Source organism: Klebsiella oxytoca NBRC 105695, from assembly GCF_001598695.1.
Taxonomy (GTDB): domain Bacteria; phylum Pseudomonadota; class Gammaproteobacteria; order Enterobacterales; family Enterobacteriaceae; genus Klebsiella; species Klebsiella oxytoca.
On the sequence record NZ_BCZK01000001.1, the window covers coordinates 259,537 to 276,661 of the forward strand.

The 17,125-nt window shown below is 51.7% G+C and carries 15 protein-coding genes and 1 tRNA gene; 8 read left to right on the top strand and 8 right to left on the bottom strand.

Annotation, left to right across the window (positions count from 1 at the left end):
• Positions 1-12: 12 nt before the first annotated feature.
• The 6 genes from fimF to KO1_RS01075 all read right to left on the bottom strand — a co-directional run bounded on the left by fimF (position 13) and on the right by KO1_RS01075 (position 5,707).
• Positions 13-540 (bottom strand): type 1 fimbrial adaptor subunit FimF, encoded by a 528-nt coding sequence (fimF, locus tag KO1_RS01050; protein ID WP_024274432.1) that lies wholly within the window; start codon positions 538-540, stop codon positions 13-15.
• Between the two features lie 13 nt (positions 541-553).
• Positions 554-3,181, bottom strand: a complete 2,628-nt coding sequence (locus tag KO1_RS01055; RefSeq protein ID WP_064406813.1) for a fimbrial biogenesis usher protein — start codon at positions 3,179-3,181, stop codon at positions 554-556.
• 71 nt (positions 3,182-3,252) lie between these two features.
• Positions 3,253-3,936: a fimbria/pilus periplasmic chaperone gene (locus KO1_RS01060; protein WP_172438011.1), complete on the bottom strand. Its 684-nt coding sequence runs from the start codon at positions 3,934-3,936 to the stop codon at positions 3,253-3,255.
• A gap of 76 nt (positions 3,937-4,012) precedes the next feature.
• The gene (fimI, locus tag KO1_RS01065; RefSeq protein WP_004103578.1) at positions 4,013-4,552 is read right to left on the bottom strand and encodes a type 1 fimbrial minor subunit FimI; all 540 of its coding nucleotides are present in this window, start codon (positions 4,550-4,552) and stop codon (positions 4,013-4,015) included.
• Positions 4,553-4,624: 72 nt separating this feature from the next.
• Positions 4,625-5,167, bottom strand: coding sequence for a type 1 fimbrial major subunit FimA (gene fimA, locus KO1_RS01070; RefSeq protein ID WP_004103576.1), 543 nt, complete (start codon positions 5,165-5,167; stop codon positions 4,625-4,627).
• A 39-nt stretch (positions 5,168-5,206) separates the two neighbouring features.
• Positions 5,207-5,707 carry a helix-turn-helix transcriptional regulator gene (locus KO1_RS01075; protein WP_016808355.1) on the bottom strand — a complete coding sequence of 167 codons (501 nt, stop codon included), beginning with the start codon at positions 5,705-5,707 and terminating at the stop codon, positions 5,207-5,209.
• Between the two features lie 800 nt (positions 5,708-6,507).
• Between KO1_RS01075 and KO1_RS01080 the strand changes: the two genes are divergently transcribed.
• Positions 6,508-7,329 (top strand): winged helix-turn-helix domain-containing protein, encoded by an 822-nt coding sequence (locus tag KO1_RS01080; RefSeq protein WP_049095489.1) that lies wholly within the window; start codon positions 6,508-6,510, stop codon positions 7,327-7,329.
• Positions 7,313-7,798, top strand: a complete 486-nt coding sequence (locus KO1_RS01085) for a FidL-like protein (protein ID WP_049095487.1) — start codon at positions 7,313-7,315, stop codon at positions 7,796-7,798. Before KO1_RS01080 ends, KO1_RS01085 begins: the two co-directional genes overlap by 17 nt.
• Before the next feature lie 155 nt (positions 7,799-7,953).
• Here the strand turns inward: KO1_RS01085 and KO1_RS01090 are convergent.
• Positions 7,954-8,029 (bottom strand) — tRNA-Asn (locus KO1_RS01090).
• Positions 8,030-8,359: 330 nt separating this feature from the next.
• Between KO1_RS01090 and nac the strand changes: the two genes are divergently transcribed.
• From nac to ldtA, 3 genes are all read left to right on the top strand, one after another.
• Positions 8,360-9,277, top strand: a complete 918-nt coding sequence (gene nac / locus KO1_RS01095; protein ID WP_004113879.1) for a nitrogen assimilation transcriptional regulator NAC — start codon at positions 8,360-8,362, stop codon at positions 9,275-9,277.
• Between the two features lie 106 nt (positions 9,278-9,383).
• Positions 9,384-10,334, top strand: a complete 951-nt coding sequence (cbl, locus tag KO1_RS01100) for an HTH-type transcriptional regulator Cbl (protein WP_016808354.1) — start codon at positions 9,384-9,386, stop codon at positions 10,332-10,334.
• 78 nt (positions 10,335-10,412) lie between these two features.
• Positions 10,413-11,336 carry a L,D-transpeptidase gene (gene ldtA, locus KO1_RS01105; RefSeq protein WP_004103567.1) on the top strand — a complete coding sequence of 308 codons (924 nt, stop codon included), beginning with the start codon at positions 10,413-10,415 and terminating at the stop codon, positions 11,334-11,336.
• Between the two features lie 117 nt (positions 11,337-11,453).
• Here the strand turns inward: ldtA and KO1_RS01110 are convergent, their stop codons facing one another.
• Positions 11,454-12,062 carry a glutathione S-transferase family protein gene (locus tag KO1_RS01110; protein WP_004103565.1) on the bottom strand — a complete coding sequence of 203 codons (609 nt, stop codon included), beginning with the start codon at positions 12,060-12,062 and terminating at the stop codon, positions 11,454-11,456.
• Positions 12,063-12,238: 176 nt separating this feature from the next.
• On the opposite strand from KO1_RS01110, the gene KO1_RS01115 reads away from it, so the two are divergent.
• From KO1_RS01115 to KO1_RS01125, 3 genes are all read left to right on the top strand, one after another.
• Complete coding sequence (locus KO1_RS01115) at positions 12,239-13,144, top strand: LysR substrate-binding domain-containing protein (protein WP_049094091.1); 906 nt, start codon at positions 12,239-12,241, stop codon at positions 13,142-13,144.
• Positions 13,145-13,568: 424 nt separating this feature from the next.
• Positions 13,569-14,801 carry a multidrug effflux MFS transporter gene (locus KO1_RS01120; RefSeq protein WP_016808352.1) on the top strand — a complete coding sequence of 411 codons (1,233 nt, stop codon included), beginning with the start codon at positions 13,569-13,571 and terminating at the stop codon, positions 14,799-14,801.
• Positions 14,802-14,805: 4 nt separating this feature from the next.
• Positions 14,806-17,067, top strand: coding sequence for an ATP-binding cassette domain-containing protein (locus KO1_RS01125; protein WP_064406814.1), 2,262 nt, complete (start codon positions 14,806-14,808; stop codon positions 17,065-17,067).
• Positions 17,068-17,125 lie beyond the last annotated feature (58 nt).

A 17,125-nucleotide genomic window follows, 5' to 3' on the forward strand; every position in this document is an offset into this window, starting at 1 on the left:
TTCAGCCTCCGGTTACTGAAATTCAAGCGTGAAGGTCGCGGTTGCATTAACGTGCCCGGCGGTGACCGGTAGCTGGGTGGCCATTAGCCGGGCATAAAAGTTCAGGGTGTTGGGCTGGCTGGGCGTCAGCGTGGTCCAGGCAATGGCCGATGAGGCTGCGTTGAGCGGCAGCATCGTCTGCTGCGCGTCAAGGATCTGCACGCCCATCCCCGCCGCCGCCGAAGCCCCGCCGTCGAGCTTTAATAGATCGCTATTGATGCTGTCGGCAACGCCAACAAAGCCGACCTTCACCGCGGTAACCGAGCTACCGCAGGGCGACAGCACAATACGAAAGGGGACCAGCGGCGTGGTTGCCCCAACCGCATGGAATTGCTTTGCGGCGTTATCCATCAGATCGACGGTAAAATCTTTTGATTCACCCGCCACGGCGCAGGCGTTATCGCGAACGTAGCCGCTGATAGTAATGGTACTGTCCGCCGCGCCGGCGTTGCTGGCCGCCAGCGAGACGAGGGCGCTCAACAGATACAGGGTTTTTCTCATCATCATGGTTTCCTTAGCGGCACTCCGTGGAGAGCTGGCTCAGCGTCTGGTTCTGATTTTCCGGCGGCAGGCTGTAGCTGGCCTCACAGCTGGTGTTCGGACCCTCGCCCCATTTCGCCCGCACCTTGCCCGCCAGCGGCATCCCGCTCAGGTAGACCTGGCCGTTATCGGCGACGATGCTGCTGCCCTGGCTGTCGTCAGAGGTCACCAGCGCGCCGAAGGGAACCGGCTTCCCGTTATAGATGAGCGACATCAGCAGCTTGAGCCCGACGTGCGCCTTAAATTCCGCGCGGACAATTGCGCCGTGGGTCGGTACTACGCTGGCTACCGCATCGTCCAAATCGACGTTATCGGCCAGGCTATTGGTGTCCAGCGCCACCCGGTTTTCCCGGTATTCGGTGGCGTAGGGCAGAACGGCGTAGCCGCGCCAGTCGGTCCGTACCCCGGTCTGGTTTTCTACCCTCACATTGTCGGCGCCCGGGGCTTTGATCAGCACGATCGTGTCGTTCATCGGCTGGCTCAGGGTGACGCCGTCAGCGTGGGCCAGCACTCCGCCGCTCAGCCCGTAGTAGAGCTGTTTGATACCGTCGCTGCGGCTGTAGCCGACGTTGGCGTTACCGTAGCCGCCGCGGTAATTCAGCGCCGCGTATCCGGTGCCACCGCTGTTGCCATCGCCGCCGCCGGCGTAGCCGGTCTGTACGCTGTAGCTCAGGTTGTTGTCCTCCAGCAGCGTGCCGTACAGGCCGGCAAGGCTGGTGGTCCTGCCGTTCAGATCGTTGGACATGCTGTAGCTGGCGCTGGCGTGCCGCCACGCCGATTTGCTGTCGGAGCGCATCCAGTGGCTGAACGGAATATTGACATTAAGCGCCAGCATCTGGTCGCGCCCCTGCTGCCAGGCGTTTCTGGTCAGGCTGTAGCTCAGGGTCCAGTTGATATCGTCGACGGCGGCGTTAAGCCCGGCCTGAAGCTGCTGGTCGGCCTTACCGGTGCCCCAGTAGGTCTGGTGACTGCCGCTCAGGTAGAGCGTGGCGGTACGCCCCAGCTGCTGGGTGACGCTGAGCTGTACCCTGCCGCGCTTGTTGTACGCGAGGTTATAGTAATCGGTGAACTTCGGTTTCACTTCAATCACGCCGTCCTGGGTCTCGACGTTGTAGCCGCTCATCCGGTTGTAGGTGGTGTCGGCGAAGCTGAAATAGCCGCGCGTCGAGTAGCGGTAGCCCACCAGCTGAATATTGGTGCCGGTATCCGTCAGCGACTTGTTATAGAGGAAACGCACCGACTGCCCCTGATGCTCGCTGTCATCGGGCAGGGTGGCGTTGGCCTGGGTGATATCCATCGATAGCGCCCCCAGCTCCCCCATGTTTTTGCCGACGCCGAGGTTAAAGGCGCGGTAGCGGTCCGCCAGCTGGGTACCGCCGTACAGGGTCCAGCCCGCCGGGAGACCGTGCAGCAAAGTTCCCTGGAAGAACTTCGGTTTTTCCTGCTGATTGCTGCCGCTGCGGTACTCCCCGGCGGTGACGGCATAGCGGGTATGGCCCTCGCGCTGGAGCACCGGCACGGACGAGTAAGGGACGGTGAAAACCTGGCTGCTGCCGTCGGCCTCTTTGATGGTCACCTGCAGGTCGCCGCCGTTGCCGGCGGAGTAGAGATCGTTGATGGTGAACGGGCCGGGGGGCACCGTGCTCTGGTAGATCTCATAGCCGTTCTGCTTCACCGACACCTGAGCGGTGCCGCGGGCAATGCCGTGGATAACCGGGGCAAACCCCTTCTGGCTGTCCGGCAGCATGTTGTCATCGGAGGCGAGCTGCGCGCCGCGGAAGTTAATGCCGTCGAAGACGTCGCCGTTGGTGTAGCTGTCGCCCAGCGTGAGGCGCGAACGCAGCGCGGTGATGTCGCGCTCCAGCCAGGTATTGACGTGCTGCCACTTGTTTTCACTGGTCGACGAACTGCCGCTGCTGCTGTAGCTCCAGGTGGTGTTATCGCGCAGACGCCAGGCGCCGAGATTCAGCCCGCTCTGCAGGTTCAGGTACGCGTAGTTGCTGCTGCCGCCGATGTCGTTATGGACGTTGTTGCCGGTGAAGTTGTAGTTCAGCAGCCCGGCGTTAATCCCGTGGTCCCAGAGCTCAGGCGGAATATAGCCGCGGGCGCGGTTGCCCATAAACGCCTGGGGTACGGTCAGGTACAGCCGCTGCTGCCCGGCATCAAAGCGGGTGGTGGCGTCTTTGATCATTTCGGTTAACGGTACGCAGGCATCTGCCGCCATCACATCGATACCGGCAATGGCGGACGTGTTGACGCCCATGCTGGCCAACTGTCCGCGCGTCAGGCAGGGTGCCAGTCCGTGGCCTTTTTCATCAACATTAAAGGTAATATCGCGGGTGGCCATATACCCGTCATTGAGGTAGATATCCGCGCGGTAGGTACCCGGCGGCAGCTCCTGGCCTTTTTCAAAACCGGACAGATCCGCCACGGCAGCGGGATCGTCCGCTAAAAAACGTGGGTTGAAATAGAGTTCTGCCTGCGCGTAAAAAGCCGGTGAGGCCAGCAAAAGGGCAAGGGGGATCTGCGCAAATGCGCGAGCAGCTCCTGGAGTAACACGCCGGGAGCCCAGGTGGTCGAGTCCATATTTCAGATGTGACATAGTCCCTCCGGTAAAAGTCGCCCGGCTGTCAGTTCTTATTTTTATTTCCGGGAGAACGGGTCTCCCGTCAGTTATTGGGTCGCGCCCTGCATCCGCGGAGTCAGCGCGCCGTAGTCGTTAATCGTCCGGTATGTAATCTCGCGACCCGCATCGGCGGGTAAGCTGACGCTGGCTTCACCCATCGGCGGAACCAGCGCATTTTTCAGCACCCGGGTACCGGCGTTGAGTTCGGTGACCGTCAGGTAGTAGGGAGTGGGGTTGATCAGCGTAAGCGTGCCTGCGCCGCGACGGAACTTCAGCTTTTCGGCAGCCTGATCCGGCGGCAGCGCCAGCTTTGCCGGGCGGTAATAGAGCTTGATGCGGCTGATGATCGCCAGCTGGAGAGTGTTTTCGCTGAGCTTTGATTTATCCATCGACGGGATCGCTTTGACGTTCATCCAGAACAGCGTTTCCCGATCCTGCGGCAGCTGGTTGTTGGTGGCATCAATGATGCGCAGGGTATTCTCTTTTTTTCCCTGCATGGCGAACAGCGGCGGGGTGATGACAAAGCGACCGTCCTTCGCGCCATCGGCATTCTCCACCCATGACTGAATCAAATAAGTGCTCTTTTCGTCGTTGTTGGTGACCGCCAGCTGAACCTGCTTTTGCCCGGCAGGATAGATGACGCGGGTCGCTCCCAGCGCCACGCCGGCCTGGGCCTGAGCGCTAAAACCGCTGGTGGCGAGCAGTAATAGAGCCGCCAGTAAACCGCGCATCCCGCGCCGGGTAGCCAGTGTGTATTTCATGCTTATCTCTTTCTTTTTCAAAATTATTTCCTGTTACCGGCGCTGTTTACTGGTAGGTCAGGGAGAACCATGCCTGAGCGTTGGCCGCTCCCCCGGTCACCTGATTCCCGGTGGCTCGATATTTAGCGACAAAATGCAGGGTGGTCGGGCCGGTGTGCAGCGGCGACCAGCTTCCTGGCGGCGCATTGAGCGGGATCTGGCTGCCGGTTTTATCAAACAGAGCGACGCCCACGCCGGTCGCGATCCCCGGTCCTTCGCCCACCGAGAGCACGTCCGGGTTTTTACCATCGGCAACGCCGTAAAACGCCACGCCAACGCGCTGGCTGACGGCGGTGCTGCACTCCTGCAGGTGGATATCGAAGGGGACGGGGTTAGTGTCTTCCCCGGCCGAATGAAACCGATTGCTGCTGATTTGTCCCATATTGACCGTCATCTGGCGGTCGCCCGCTTCAACGCGGCACGACTCGGCAATAACTATCCCCTGAAAGCGCATGTTTCCGCCGGGCAGCATAACGTTCCACTGGTTACCGGCCAGCGCCAGCGGCGGGAGCAGGAATATCAACAGACCTGACTTCATCCTTTGCATCGTTATTACCCTCAGTCTTTTTCGGATAACGGGCCTTCCTGGCCCGACGTGCTTCCCTGCCTGATGAAGAAATTACTCGTACTGCACTTTAAAGGTGGCGTCCGCGTTAGCGGTACCGGCAGTCGCGACGCCTGTTGCAAAGTAGCGTGCCTGGAATGGGATGACGTTGGTACCATTGCTAAGCGTGGTTTGTGCGCCGAAAGACGCGCCATCCAGCGCCAGCGGGGTGCCGGTACGGTCAAGGATCTGTACGCCGACGTTAGTCGCGCCGCCTGCGGCAGAACCCTGCAGGGCCAGTACCGTTGGGTTTGTACTGTTAATCGCCGTGCCAGCAAAAGCGATCGCGGCCTTCTCGGAAACGGTGATATCGCAATCATTCAGTTGGATGTTGAAGCCAACAGGAGAGCTGGTGCTACCCGCGGTGGCAAGTTTCGCTGAGCGCACCTGGCCTAACTGCACGGTTTGATCGAGAGAACCGGCATCAACTGCGCAGGCCGCATTAACCACTTCCCCTTTAAAATGCACCGTACCGCCGTTCACCGTAACGGTATCGGCCAGAGCCGCAGCAGAACTCAGGGACAATGCTGAAATAACGATAAGTGCTAATTTGTTCATGGTAAAACTCCTGTTTATGAATAATCCTGAAGCTATGCTTCACTTGAAAAGACATTTATTGTTGAAAAATAATTTTTGAAACGTAATCCTATTTTTACAGCCTAATTTATTCATCAGGTTGCGGCGATGCGTATAAATAGTCTTAAGTTTCACGCCAAACTCTTCTGCGATCTCCTGGTTGCTTTCCCCTCTGCTTAACATGCTTAACATCTGCTTTTCACGCAGGCTTAGCCGGAATTTAGTATGGTAATTTCCTGAGGTCTCTTTCTTTAAAAAGAAATTCAGGATACTTCGGGTATTACTTTTCTTATCAAGTACGGTTATTTTTTCAAATAGTTCGGACTTATAAAAAGCCAGGTCGCTGGATGCAAAGGCGACAATGTTCTTATTCGAGAAGTAAATCCACTCCGAACCCGTAAGATCGTTAGAGTCGAGATCTATAATCAAAAAGAAATTGTCAATAAATTCTTCTCCAAGCAGTTCAATCAGGCCCAGAGTAAAATATTTATCCTTAGATAAAATATTAGTTGATAGAGTCATATCTGAACGCGATCTCATCCTTGGGTTGACCTTTAACTCAACGTTAATAAAACCATTCAGCGAATTAAGAGTAATCTAACATTGCCCACCTCAATGAGGCATGCGGTCGATGCTCTAAAAGAGATAACGGCTGTAGATATAGGTTTATTGTGTTTTATTATTCGAGTTTTTGCTGTTTGTTTGGTGTTTAATTTTATGTGTTGCATGCAAAATAGATTTTTATAAATTAAAAATGATAGGGTGTACTTATCGTTAAACCCTGAACAATAGTCACACTCTTTGTATTGGAATTTTCTTAGGGAAAATTCCTTGAGTAAACGCGATGATTTTTATCTTTAGCGTATCCGGTTTTTTTTAATTACTGAAAATATCCCGACAAGAGACTCGGGAAGTGACCTCTCCCGCTAAATTTAGAACGTTAATCATGAGGGTGATAATATCATCGTAGATAATTTCATACGTCATGAAATTAATTACGCGACGTTATCATTCCATTAGCCTTTAAATTTCTCTTTTCTACACCTCCGGAGCATTTTCAGCTCAGATTTCACGAAACCCCACTCACTCGATACGGTTATTTCTGCGTTCAGTTAATACTGATAAGCCCGGCGCGCCGCTGGTTTCGATGAGAGCTATAGTACCATTGTGATTTATTTTAGTTATATGTATTCTGTTTTATCGATTTTTAGGAACTATAATTTGGTTTATAAGTAAAATACCGTTATATACAGCACAAAATGCTATATATGCAGATGTTTTGCGGACGGTGTGCGGCTGAGGATAATTTGTAAGGCTAGTTTATGATGTACAAAATTCAAGGGACGATCTATTTCAGAAGTGATGACGGCCTGATGTGGCTGGATGAGGATGCATCCGTCACGCTAACAGCAACCACCGGTCGCCTGCTTAAGTTCCTTTTAGACCACAGAGAGCATGTGATTTACAGGAATGAGATACTTGAAAAAGTGTGGGACGCACATGGGCTGCGGACGTCCAGTCATAGCCTCAATAAGTATATTTCAGATCTGAGAGCCGTTTTCAGAAACCTGGGCTGCACCGAGGAGATTATCGTTACCGTTCCGCGGGTGGGTTTTATGATATCTGCAGCCATTGTTATTGAAAGAATGGATTATCCTGCTCTCGCGGTAAATGGCGAAAGCGAAGGAGAAGCGGCGGTTGTCGGTCGGGGCATCGGTTCAAATGAGGAGAGCGAGACATATTCTGCCGGGGGGGTTAAAAAGGCCCGCTATGCACTACTTGCGCTGTGCGCGTTAGTCATGCTTTTTCTGAGCATTCAAGGCGAACTGTATCGCCCACTCTTTGCCGCAGACGAGGATGAAATCTATTTTCTGGGGAGCGTCGATTCATGCCCGGTCAGAACTTTTAACGTAATACCTCAAGAGCAGAAGCCAAAGATGATGGCCCTGGCTCAGAATCTTATTAAGAAACAAGGAATGCTGTGCTCAGGCAATAGTGTTTTTTACTTTAATGTATCAGAGTCTGTATTAAAAGCCTCTGAAGCAAGAGTATTTTTAGCCCACTGCATTAACTCAAAAGTTAAGAAAGGTGATTGGTATTCATGTGAAAACTATTACAGGCCAGATTATGAAATACCAGGATAAAATCAGGACCAAAAGCATTTACATACTCTTTCTGGTGTTGGTGATAGTGTTGATTTTTCTCTGGCTGGTAGGGCATCTTTATCGCAAAGACGACTTTGATTGCTCAGCCAACCTGAGAATTGAATCAACTTCATTTGCCTTTGATGCAAAATTTAAAACCTTCTTGCTTATGAGGGAAAATAATACCGGCTATTTTGATGTATCCGGGAAGGTGATAGTCGATGGCGTGAAGTACAACGTTGAAAGGGCGTACCATTTCAACTATGAAAAGAAAGCGAATAATATTTATCACCTAACCAATACCACAGTCTCGAAGAGAAAGGCCGACACCATGATCGAGGGTATGATGCAGAAAGTCTTTTTTAGTCCCGATCCGGATTCAGGGCGCTATATCAAAATACAAAAGATGAAAAACGCCTGGATCGTTCAAAGTCTGTATTCCCCTTCGTTTGTCTGTGTAACCAATTGAAGATAAAGGTTTTTAGATCATGGTGTTGTTGCCAGGGGAGTGACGCTCTCCTCGTATGCGATCCGCGCTAAGGCACTTTTATATTAAAGAAGGCCGTTTCTCTGTCAGATATTTCAGAAAGCAAAAAGCCTGCTCGAAAGCAGGCTTCTTAAATCTGGCTCCTCTGACTGGACTCGAACCAGTGACATACGGATTAACAGTCCGCCGTTCTACCGACTGAACTACAGAGGAATCGTGTGAACGGGGCGCATATTAACGATGCCCTTCCGCCTTGTCAAAGGGTGAATCGGCTAAGGTCGTTTGTTTGCTGACAATTTCAACAGAGTGCCCGTTTTTTCTGCATCATGCCGCGTCGTGCACCGTTGCAGTGCATTTATACCCCTAATGGGGCATACCGCAATCCGCTGACCGGGCAAAAAAATCGCGCTTTGCTATCACTATCCCTTATTACGCGGCTTACAGCGGCGTTTAGCTCTCCGGCCAAAAGCTGGCAAGCAAATTGCAAAACCTTCTGCATCTAAACGGCCAGTGTTGGTACTGGTGTTCCTTACAGGAGGCAAAATGAACTTAAGACGACTGAAGTATTTCGTAAAAATCGTCGATATCGGCAGTCTGACCCAGGCCGCTGAAGTCTTGCACATCGCACAACCGGCGCTGAGCCAGCAGGTTGCGACCCTGGAAGGCGAGCTGGACCAGCAGTTGTTGATTCGCACCAAACGCGGCGTCACGCCGACCGAAGCGGGCAAGATCTTGTATACCCACGCCCGTACTATTCTGCGCCAGTGCGAGCAGGCGCAGCTGGCGGTAAATAATGTCGGTCAAACGCTAAGCGGCCAGGTATCGATTGGCCTGGCCCCGGGCACGGCGGCTTCGGCCATCACTATGCCGCTGCTGCAAACGGTGCGTAACGAGCTGCCGGAAGTGATGGTCTATCTCCAGGAAAGTAGCGGAACCCTCCTCAACGATAAGCTTATCGACGGTCAGCTGGATATGGCCGTACTTTATGAACGTTCCCCGGTTGCCGGGATCATCAGCCAGCCGTTGCTAAAAGAAGATCTCTACCTGGTCGGTACCCGGGATTGTCCGGGGCAGAGCGTGGATCTGACGGCGGTCGCGGAGATGAATCTGTTCTTGCCGCGCGATTACAGCGCCGTTCGCGCAAGGGTGACCGAAGCCTTCACCCTGCGTCGCTTATCGGCCAAAATTATCGGTGAAATTGAATCCATTACCACCCTGACGGCAGCCATTGCCAGCGGCATGGGCGTCACCGTTCTGCCGGAGTCCGCCGCCCGTTCGTTGTGCAGCGCGGCCAACGGCTGGATGGCGCGCATCAGCACGCCGTCAATGAGCCTGTCGCTGTCGCTCAATATGTCGGCTCGCGGCAGTCTGTCGCCGCAGGCGCAGGCGGTGAAGGAGATCCTGATGTCGCTGGTGAGTCGCCCGTCGCTGGAAAATCGTGAATTACAGTTAGTCAGTTGAGCTATATTCCTGAATGGAATAAGTTGCTGGTTTTTATTATTTGTTAGCAAGGACAACAGACTTTAACAATAGAGCATATGTTATGTCTGATAGCCCGGAGGAAAGGGTGAACTTCCAGCAGCTCAAAATTATTCGTGAAGCGGCCCGTCAGGATTACAACCTGACGGAAGTCGCCAATATGCTCTATACATCGCAGTCGGGCGTTAGCCGCCATATTCGTGAACTGGAAGAAGAGCTGGGGATCGAGATTTTTATCCGCCGCGGCAAACGTCTGCTGGGGATGACCGAGCCGGGCAAAGCGTTGCTGTCGATTGCCGAGCGTATCCTCAATGAAGCCAGCAACGTTCGTCGCCTGGCGGACCTGTTTACCAACGATGCCTCCGGCGTCTTAACCATCGCCACTACGCATACCCAGGCGCGCTATAGTCTGCCGCCGGTGATTAAAGCCTTCCGTGAACTCTTTTCTGATGTCCGTCTTGAACTGGTGCAGGGAACGCCGCAGGAAATTGAAACGCTGCTGCATAACGGAGGCGCGGATATTGGTATCGCCAGCGAGCGTCTGAGCAACGATCCGACGCTGGTGGCTTTTCCCTGGTTCCGCTGGCACCACAGTCTGCTGGTTCCCAAAGATCATCCTCTGACCCAGGTGACGCCGTTGACCCTCGAGGCGATTGCCCGTTGGCCGCTCATCACCTATCGCCAGGGCATAACCGGCCGTTCACGCATCGATGAAGCCTTTAACCGTAAAGGGTTGATGCCGGATATCGTATTGAGCGCACAGGACTCAGACGTCATCAAAACCTACGTTGAGCTGGGGCTGGGCGTGGGGCTGGTGGCGGAACAGTCGGGAGATGAGCGGGAGTCTGATACCTTTACGCGTCTTGATACCCGCCATCTGTTCGATGCCAATACCGTCTGGCTGGGCCTGAAGCGCGGACAGCTGCAGCGAAATTACGTCTGGCGTTTTATTGAACTCTGTAATGCAGGCCTGTCGCTGGAGGAGATTAAACGCCAGGCGATGGAGCCGGAAGAGGCGGCGATCGATTATCAAATTTAGCAGGATGATAAATCAGATATGACATAGCAAACGAAGCTATAATTCATTCACGATAATCGCCACAGAGGAAGGGAAATTGTGCGGCGCGTGAAACTGCTTTGTTCTTTTATTATGCTTCTCACCAGCCAGAGCGCTCTGGCGGTGAGCTACCCGCTGCCGCCGGAAGGAAGCCGTTTGGTAGGCAGCCCGTTGACCATCACGATTCCGCAGAACAATACCCAGCCGCTTGAGGCCTTTGCCGCTCAGTACGGCCAGGGCCTGAGCAATATGCTGGAGGCCAACCCGGGCGTCGATGTGTTCCTGCCGAAATCGGGCACCACGCTGGTGGTGCCGCAGCAGCTTATCCTGCCCGCCACGGTTCGCAACGGCATTGTGATCAACGTTGCTGAAATGCGCCTTTACTACTATCCGCCTGAAGGCACAACGGTCGAGGTTCTGCCGATTGGTATTGGCCAGGCAGGGCGCGAAACCCCGCGTAACTGGGTGACCGCCGTTGAGCGTAAGCAGGAGGCGCCAACCTGGACGCCAACCGCCAATACTCGCCGGGAATATGCCAGCCGGGGCGAAAGTCTGCCGGCATTTGTGCCGGCCGGGCCGGATAACCCGATGGGACTGTACGCTATTTATATCGGCAGGCTGTATGCCATTCATGGCACCAACGCCAATTTCGGCATTGGCCTGCGGGTGAGCCAGGGCTGCATTCGCTTGCGCAATGACGACATCAAGTACCTGTTTGATACCGTTCCGGTAGGCACGCGGGTGCAGATTATCGATCAGCCGGTGAAATACACCGCCGAGCCGGACGGTAGCCGCTGGGTTGAAGTTCATGAGCCGCTGTCGCGAAACCGCGCGGAGTATGAATCGGACCGCAAGGTACCGCTTCCCGTCACGCCGGCGATGCAGGCTTTTGTGAAGGGCGAGGGCGTTGATGTGAATCGCGCCGGGCAAGCGCTTGAACGCCGCTCCGGTATGCCGGTGGAGATTGGCCGTTCAGCGTTGTAAGCCGGCAGCGGCTGGTCGCCTTTTCCTGCAAACTCGCAGCAACAGAACGCGCCCGTGGTTTTCGGGCGCCATCGGTTGTCGTGAATAGCGCTCTTTATTATTCCGCTTTAACTCATCTCAGCGATAGGGATGTTTTTTAAACGCAGCATGATTTTCAAATAATTCGGCAAGCGACTGAATGTGACGAAACTCTTGCGCATCAACAATATCGGGGATCCTGGCCTGAATAAAGGTCCAGATAACCGTACTCGTCACGGCAACCTGATCGGGGTCCGTAGCAATCGGACGATCTTCCAGTAGCGTATTCCATTCCCTGCAGGCCGCTAGCAGTTGACGGGTAATGCGCTCTATCCACGGATGATGCTGTTTTTCCGTCGGGCGAAGATGATGTTCATACACATTTTGCACCGCCTTCTCACCCGCGGCGAGCATAAAGCCCAGTACCTGCAGGTCTCTTGCCAGCGCATCCGCAGCGATCGGCAGGAGTTTTCGCTCCCTGGCAGCCTGTGCTTCGAAATAGTCCAGTATCAGCGATGAATCCATCAGACGTATTCCGTTATCCAGCACCAACGTCGGCGCTTTGACCGCAGGGTTGATCTGCGAAAACGCGTCAAAGCTGCTGAATACCGACAGCGGATGGCTTTCAAACTCGACGCCGTAAAGTTCAAGAGAAATCGCCACGCGCCTTACATAAGGAGAGTCCATCATGCCAATAAGCTTATTCATGATTCCTGTTTTCCTGTGCTGGTGAAATATGCTGGGGTTAACGCTTCGTTACTGACGATGAAAAGACAGTACAGTAAATTCATTCAGGCGAATATCTTCAGTATCTTACGGGTTAGGTTAGTATTACTGGCAGGTTATGGGTCACCTTTTAAGCGTCACGGTGAGGGAGTAGTAACATGGCGGATTTTCCCCCGATTGCGAGTTTACGTAGTTTTGAAGCCGTGGCTCGTCTTGGCAGCGTTACGCTGGCGGCGAAAGAACTACACGTTACGCACTCAGCTATCAGTCAGCAGATTAAAGTGCTGGAGGAGAGGGTCGGCTTAAAGCTGTTTATTCGTCACGGTCGCGGCCTGCAGATTAATGAAGAGGGACGACTCTACGCCTTGCAGGTACGCGAGGCCCTGAACCATATCGCGGACGCCACCCGACTGGTGCAGGTAAAGCCCCGCAGACAGGAGCTGACGATAGCGGTGGTACCCTCTTTTGGAGGCCACTGGCTTTTGCCTCGTCTTGAGCGGTTTCGGGCGAAATACCCTCAAATCACGCTGCGAATACAGGCAAACCTGGCGGTCACTCATCTGCAGCAGGAAGGGGCAGATTTGGCCATCCGCATGGGAAAAGGGGACTGGGAAGGCACGGAGAGTCATTATCTTTTCTCCGATGAGCTTATCGTTGTGGCTGCTCCATCTTATAACGGCGGTGAGCTACCCCGTACGCCGTCAGAGATAGCGCAGAGCAAGATTATCTTTTCCATGGAATCGTGGAAAACCTGGTGTATCAAGGCAGGGCTTGAAAGAGAGATTGTGCCCGGCGGGCTATGCATAAACGACTCAAATCTGGTGCTGGAGGCCGTCCGGCTCGGTAAAGGTGTTGCGCTGGAACGCCGATCTTTAGTCCAGGATGCTATTGCCCGAGGAGAGCTGGAACAGCTTACCCCTTTCGCCGCGCCTTATCCGTGGCCTTACTGGCTGGTCTCATCGCAAGTTGCAGAAAAGAAAAACGAAGCTGTGCTTTTTAAGGAGTGGCTTAGTGAGGAGGTTGTTGCCTGGCGTCAGCAAACGGCAACGGTAGAAGAGAGATAAGAGACGTTTTTTGGTAAACAGTGAAGGTGAGTGTTTTTCTGACGGCTCCCGCAACATTATTCCGCGTAAGTGAGCTTTCACCTTCAGCTGCGCACAGCGCTACCCTTCCGGATGTATGACACTCCAGGACCTCGATCATTATGTACTATGTCGTGGTTATCTGTTCCTTGCTCAAAAGCGCTCCTGATAACGAAAAAAGTTATTGATATCGCGACTTTCAATAATTTACATCTGAATGAGTGTAATATGCATTATATGTCTTTTTGGTAATTAAATTTGAAAACAGACAAGGATTATTTGTTTATCTTATTGTTTTTTATAGATTTAAATTTATAAGTCATAAGTTTTGATTTCTTTTTTGCAATTACTTTTGCTGGTGGTATAGTTATTACAGACCACAGATGGTAAAAGGATTACGCTCATCATGCGACCGAAAGAAGTTCAGGCATCGGCAGTCAGTACGATGTTCAGAGATGAAAGTAGAGGTTTGCTTTCCAGTAAAGTCGTTATTGTTCTGGGTTTACTTAGCGCCGTTGCTGCATTATCCACTGATATGTACTTGCCTTTATTTCCAGCTATCGCCAGCGATCTGCATACGACGCCTGACAAAGTTCAGCTTAGCATCACCGCTTTTATGGTAGGCTTAGGTATTGGGCAGCTGTTTATTGGACCATTATCCGATCATTACGGCAGACGTAAATTATTGCTGGGCGGGATGGCCCTATTAACCATCGCTTCATTAGCTGGCGCTATATCTACGAACATTCAGCTGCTCATTGTTACACGGTTCTTTCAGGGACTGGGAGGAGCGGCTGGTATCGTTCTTTCCCGAGCAATTATTTCTGATCTGTGCCCGGGGACTAAAGCCGCTCGATATTTTAACCTGGTGCTAGCGATACAGGGGATCGCCCCTGTTATTGCACCATTACTTGGAGGAGTGGCTGCATGGTTTATCTGGCCGGTAGTTTTTGTTTTTATGGCTACAATATCATTAGTTTCCACTCTGCTCAGTAGTCATTTTATTAGCGAAACCTTACCCCGTCATCAGCGATTACCTTTCAATCTGAATGAGTTTATCAGTCAGTTTATCGAGTTGCTAAGCAATAAGAAATATATTGGTTATACTCTAATTTTTTCAATCCAGTTTGGGGCGCTATTTGCTTATATATCAGCATCACCATTTATCTATCAATCGACGTTCGATTTATCCTCAGGAAAGTTCGCTGTAATATTCTCTATCAACGCCGGAGCCATGATGTTTGGTAGTATAGTCAGCGCTCGCTATGTTATGAAATTTGGTGAAGATAACCTCATAACCATGGGGGTGATAAGCACGCTGGTGATATCTATATTGCTTTGTATCGTTGACAATATTTCTCATTTCCAGTTTGAGATCGCGGCGGTACTACTGTTAATGATGATGTTTACTATGGCTTTGACATTTGGCAATGCCGCGAGTATGGCCATGGCGGCATCCTCTCACTTAAAGGGAACGGGTTCTGCTATTTTAGGGGCTTTTCAGTTTGGTATCGCTGCGATAACCCCGTCACTGCTTGGATTTGGAGACCCGTTGTCACTACTGCCGATGTCGCTGATTATCGCGGGATGTTGTTTAATTGCCATCATGGCATTGTTATTGACAGGTAAAAAAGGATAGTGTGATGAAAACCCATGACGCTATAAAAATCATTGGTGCAAGGCAAAATAATTTGCAAGATATTGATGTAGAGGTCCCTAAAAATAAAATAACAGTTTTTACCGGTGTTTCCGGATCGGGAAAAAGTTCTTTAGTATTCGGAACTATAGCGGCGGAATCTCAGCGACAGTTAAATGACACGTTTCCACCTTTTATTCGCCATCGCTTACCACATTATGGTAATCCTGAAGTCGATGAAATTGAAAACCTGTCGGTGGCCATTATTATTGACCAAAAACGTATTGGTGGCAACGCACGTTCGACGGTGGGCACCGCATCAGATATTTATACCCTACTACGGCTACTCTTTTCTCGTGTCGGCGAACCTTTCGTAGGTTATTCGAATGTTTTTTCATTCAATCATCCTGCGGGGATGTGTGCGACATGCGACGGGTTGGGCATTGCCAGTACTATTGATATCAACCATCTGATTGATTTAAATCTGTCGTTAAATGAAGGTGCTATTCGTTATCCTTCTTTTGCGCCAGGCTCATGGCGTTGGAAACGTTATGTTTATTCAGGACTTTTTGATGCCGATAAAAAAATCGCGGATTATTCAAAAGAGGAGCGAGAATTATTACTTTATGCGGATAATCTCACTCCTGAAGCGCCGTTAGCCGGTTGGCCTAAGAGTGCAAAGTTTGAAGGCGTCATTACGCGCTTTACGCGAAGTTATTTAAAACAAGAAACTAAAGATACTAAAACTGAGGAATTTCAGCGCGTCGTTAGTTTGCAGGTTTGCCCTTCTTGTCAGGGGATGAGGCTTAACGAGGAAATACTTTCCTGCCGGATTAGAGGGAAAAATATTGGCGAATGCGCAACGCTGCCTGTCACAGAGTTAAAGCTGTTTGTAGAAAAGCTCGATTACCCTGAAGTCAGGCCGCTGATCGAAGCATTGCTGGAAAGGTTGGATGCCATGTGTGCAGTAGGCTTGGGATATCTGGATTTGAACCGTACGACCCCTAGCTTATCGGGCGGTGAATCCCAGCGGTTGAAAATGGTCCGACATCTGGGAAGTAGTCTGACCGGGATCGTTTATATAATTGATGAACCCAGTACCGGCCTGCATCCAGCAGATATAGTGAAATTGAATGTTTTAATTGGAAAACTACGCGACAAAGGCAATACCATTCTGATGGTGGAGCACGACCCGGACATGATAGCGATAGCCGAGCATATTATTGATTTAGGGCCAGGAGCGGGTAAGCAAGGCGGGAATATTGTCTTCGAGGGCGACCTGTCGGCACTTAAGCAATCCCAAACCTTGACGGGTCGATATTTCTCTTCACGGGCAGAGATAAATAAGAAACCGAGATGTGCCAAAGGTTATATTTCGGTAAGAAACGCCACATTGCATAATCTGCATAACTTATCGGTAGACGTGCCTTTAAGCGTTATGGTCGCTGTGACGGGAGTTGCCGGATCGGGCAAAAGTTCATTCGTTATGGGGGCCCTGGCGCCACAATGTCCGGAGGCGATCGTTATCGATCAAAAACCGATACATACCTCAATTCGATCGCATATTGCTTCCTGGTGCGGTGCATTTGATACGATCCGTTCGCTGTTTGCCGAAAAAAACCATGTGTCAGCGTCGTGGTTTAGCGCTAATGCCAAAGGGGCCTGTCCGGAATGTAATGGGCTAGGGGTAATACAAACCGATCTGGCATTTATGGATACGGTTACGTTGCCATGTGAGGCCTGCCAGGGGCAGCGCTATAACCCACAAGCGCTGAAATATCGTTATCAGGGAAAAAATATTGCTGAGGTATTATCCCTGTCGATTAATGATGCCGGCGAATTTTTCCTGAATGAGCCACAGCTCAGGCCAATTTTTCGTAGCCTGGTCGAAGTCGGGTTGGGATATTTACGCTTGGGTGAAGCGTTAAATCATCTTTCAGGTGGTGAATGCCAGCGGCTGAAGTTAGCGTCACAATTAAATCATGATAGTGACATGTATATTTTCGATGAGCCAACCACGGGTCTTCATCCCAGTGATGTGGCCTCGCTGTTGAAACTATTTAACCGACTGGTAGCGCGCGGAAACACCGTCATTATTATTGAACATAATATGGAGTTGATCGCTCAGGCTGACTGGATTATTGATATTGGACCTTATGCCGGGCAAGAAGGGGGGGAATTATTGTTTAGCGGTACACCCGAATCGATGCTGGCCTGTCGCCATTCATTAACCGCAGAATGGTTGCGCAAACATTGCCGGATAGAGTGAGAAATGGTGGTCGGGACAGCCAGTAGAGACTGGCAATAATGTGATGCATGCCCATTAT

Excerpts from the sequence above, each read along its gene's own strand:
- nac (WP_004113879.1), top strand. The coding sequence starts at position 8,360 with ATGAACTTAAGACGACTGAAGTATTTCGTAAAAATCGTCGATATCGGC.
- KO1_RS01055 (WP_064406813.1), bottom strand. The coding sequence starts at position 3,181 with ATGTCACATCTGAAATATGGACTCGACCACCTGGGCTCCCGGCGTGTT.
- KO1_RS01125 (WP_064406814.1), top strand. The coding sequence starts at position 14,806 with ATGAAAACCCATGACGCTATAAAAATCATTGGTGCAAGGCAAAATAAT.
- KO1_RS01075 (WP_016808355.1), bottom strand. The coding sequence starts at position 5,707 with ATGACTCTATCAACTAATATTTTATCTAAGGATAAATATTTTACTCTG.
- KO1_RS01085 (WP_049095487.1), top strand. The coding sequence starts at position 7,313 with ATGAAATACCAGGATAAAATCAGGACCAAAAGCATTTACATACTCTTT.
- KO1_RS01110 (WP_004103565.1), bottom strand. The coding sequence starts at position 12,062 with ATGAATAAGCTTATTGGCATGATGGACTCTCCTTATGTAAGGCGCGTG.
- fimF (WP_024274432.1), bottom strand. The coding sequence starts at position 540 with ATGAGAAAAACCCTGTATCTGTTGAGCGCCCTCGTCTCGCTGGCGGCC.
- KO1_RS01080 (WP_049095489.1), top strand. The coding sequence starts at position 6,508 with ATGATGTACAAAATTCAAGGGACGATCTATTTCAGAAGTGATGACGGC.
- fimA (WP_004103576.1), bottom strand. The coding sequence starts at position 5,167 with ATGAACAAATTAGCACTTATCGTTATTTCAGCATTGTCCCTGAGTTCT.
- fimI (WP_004103578.1), bottom strand. The coding sequence starts at position 4,552 with ATGCAAAGGATGAAGTCAGGTCTGTTGATATTCCTGCTCCCGCCGCTG.
- KO1_RS01060 (WP_172438011.1), bottom strand. The coding sequence starts at position 3,936 with ATGCGCGGTTTACTGGCGGCTCTATTACTGCTCGCCACCAGCGGTTTT.
- KO1_RS01120 (WP_016808352.1), top strand. The coding sequence starts at position 13,569 with ATGCGACCGAAAGAAGTTCAGGCATCGGCAGTCAGTACGATGTTCAGA.
- KO1_RS01115 (WP_049094091.1), top strand. The coding sequence starts at position 12,239 with ATGGCGGATTTTCCCCCGATTGCGAGTTTACGTAGTTTTGAAGCCGTG.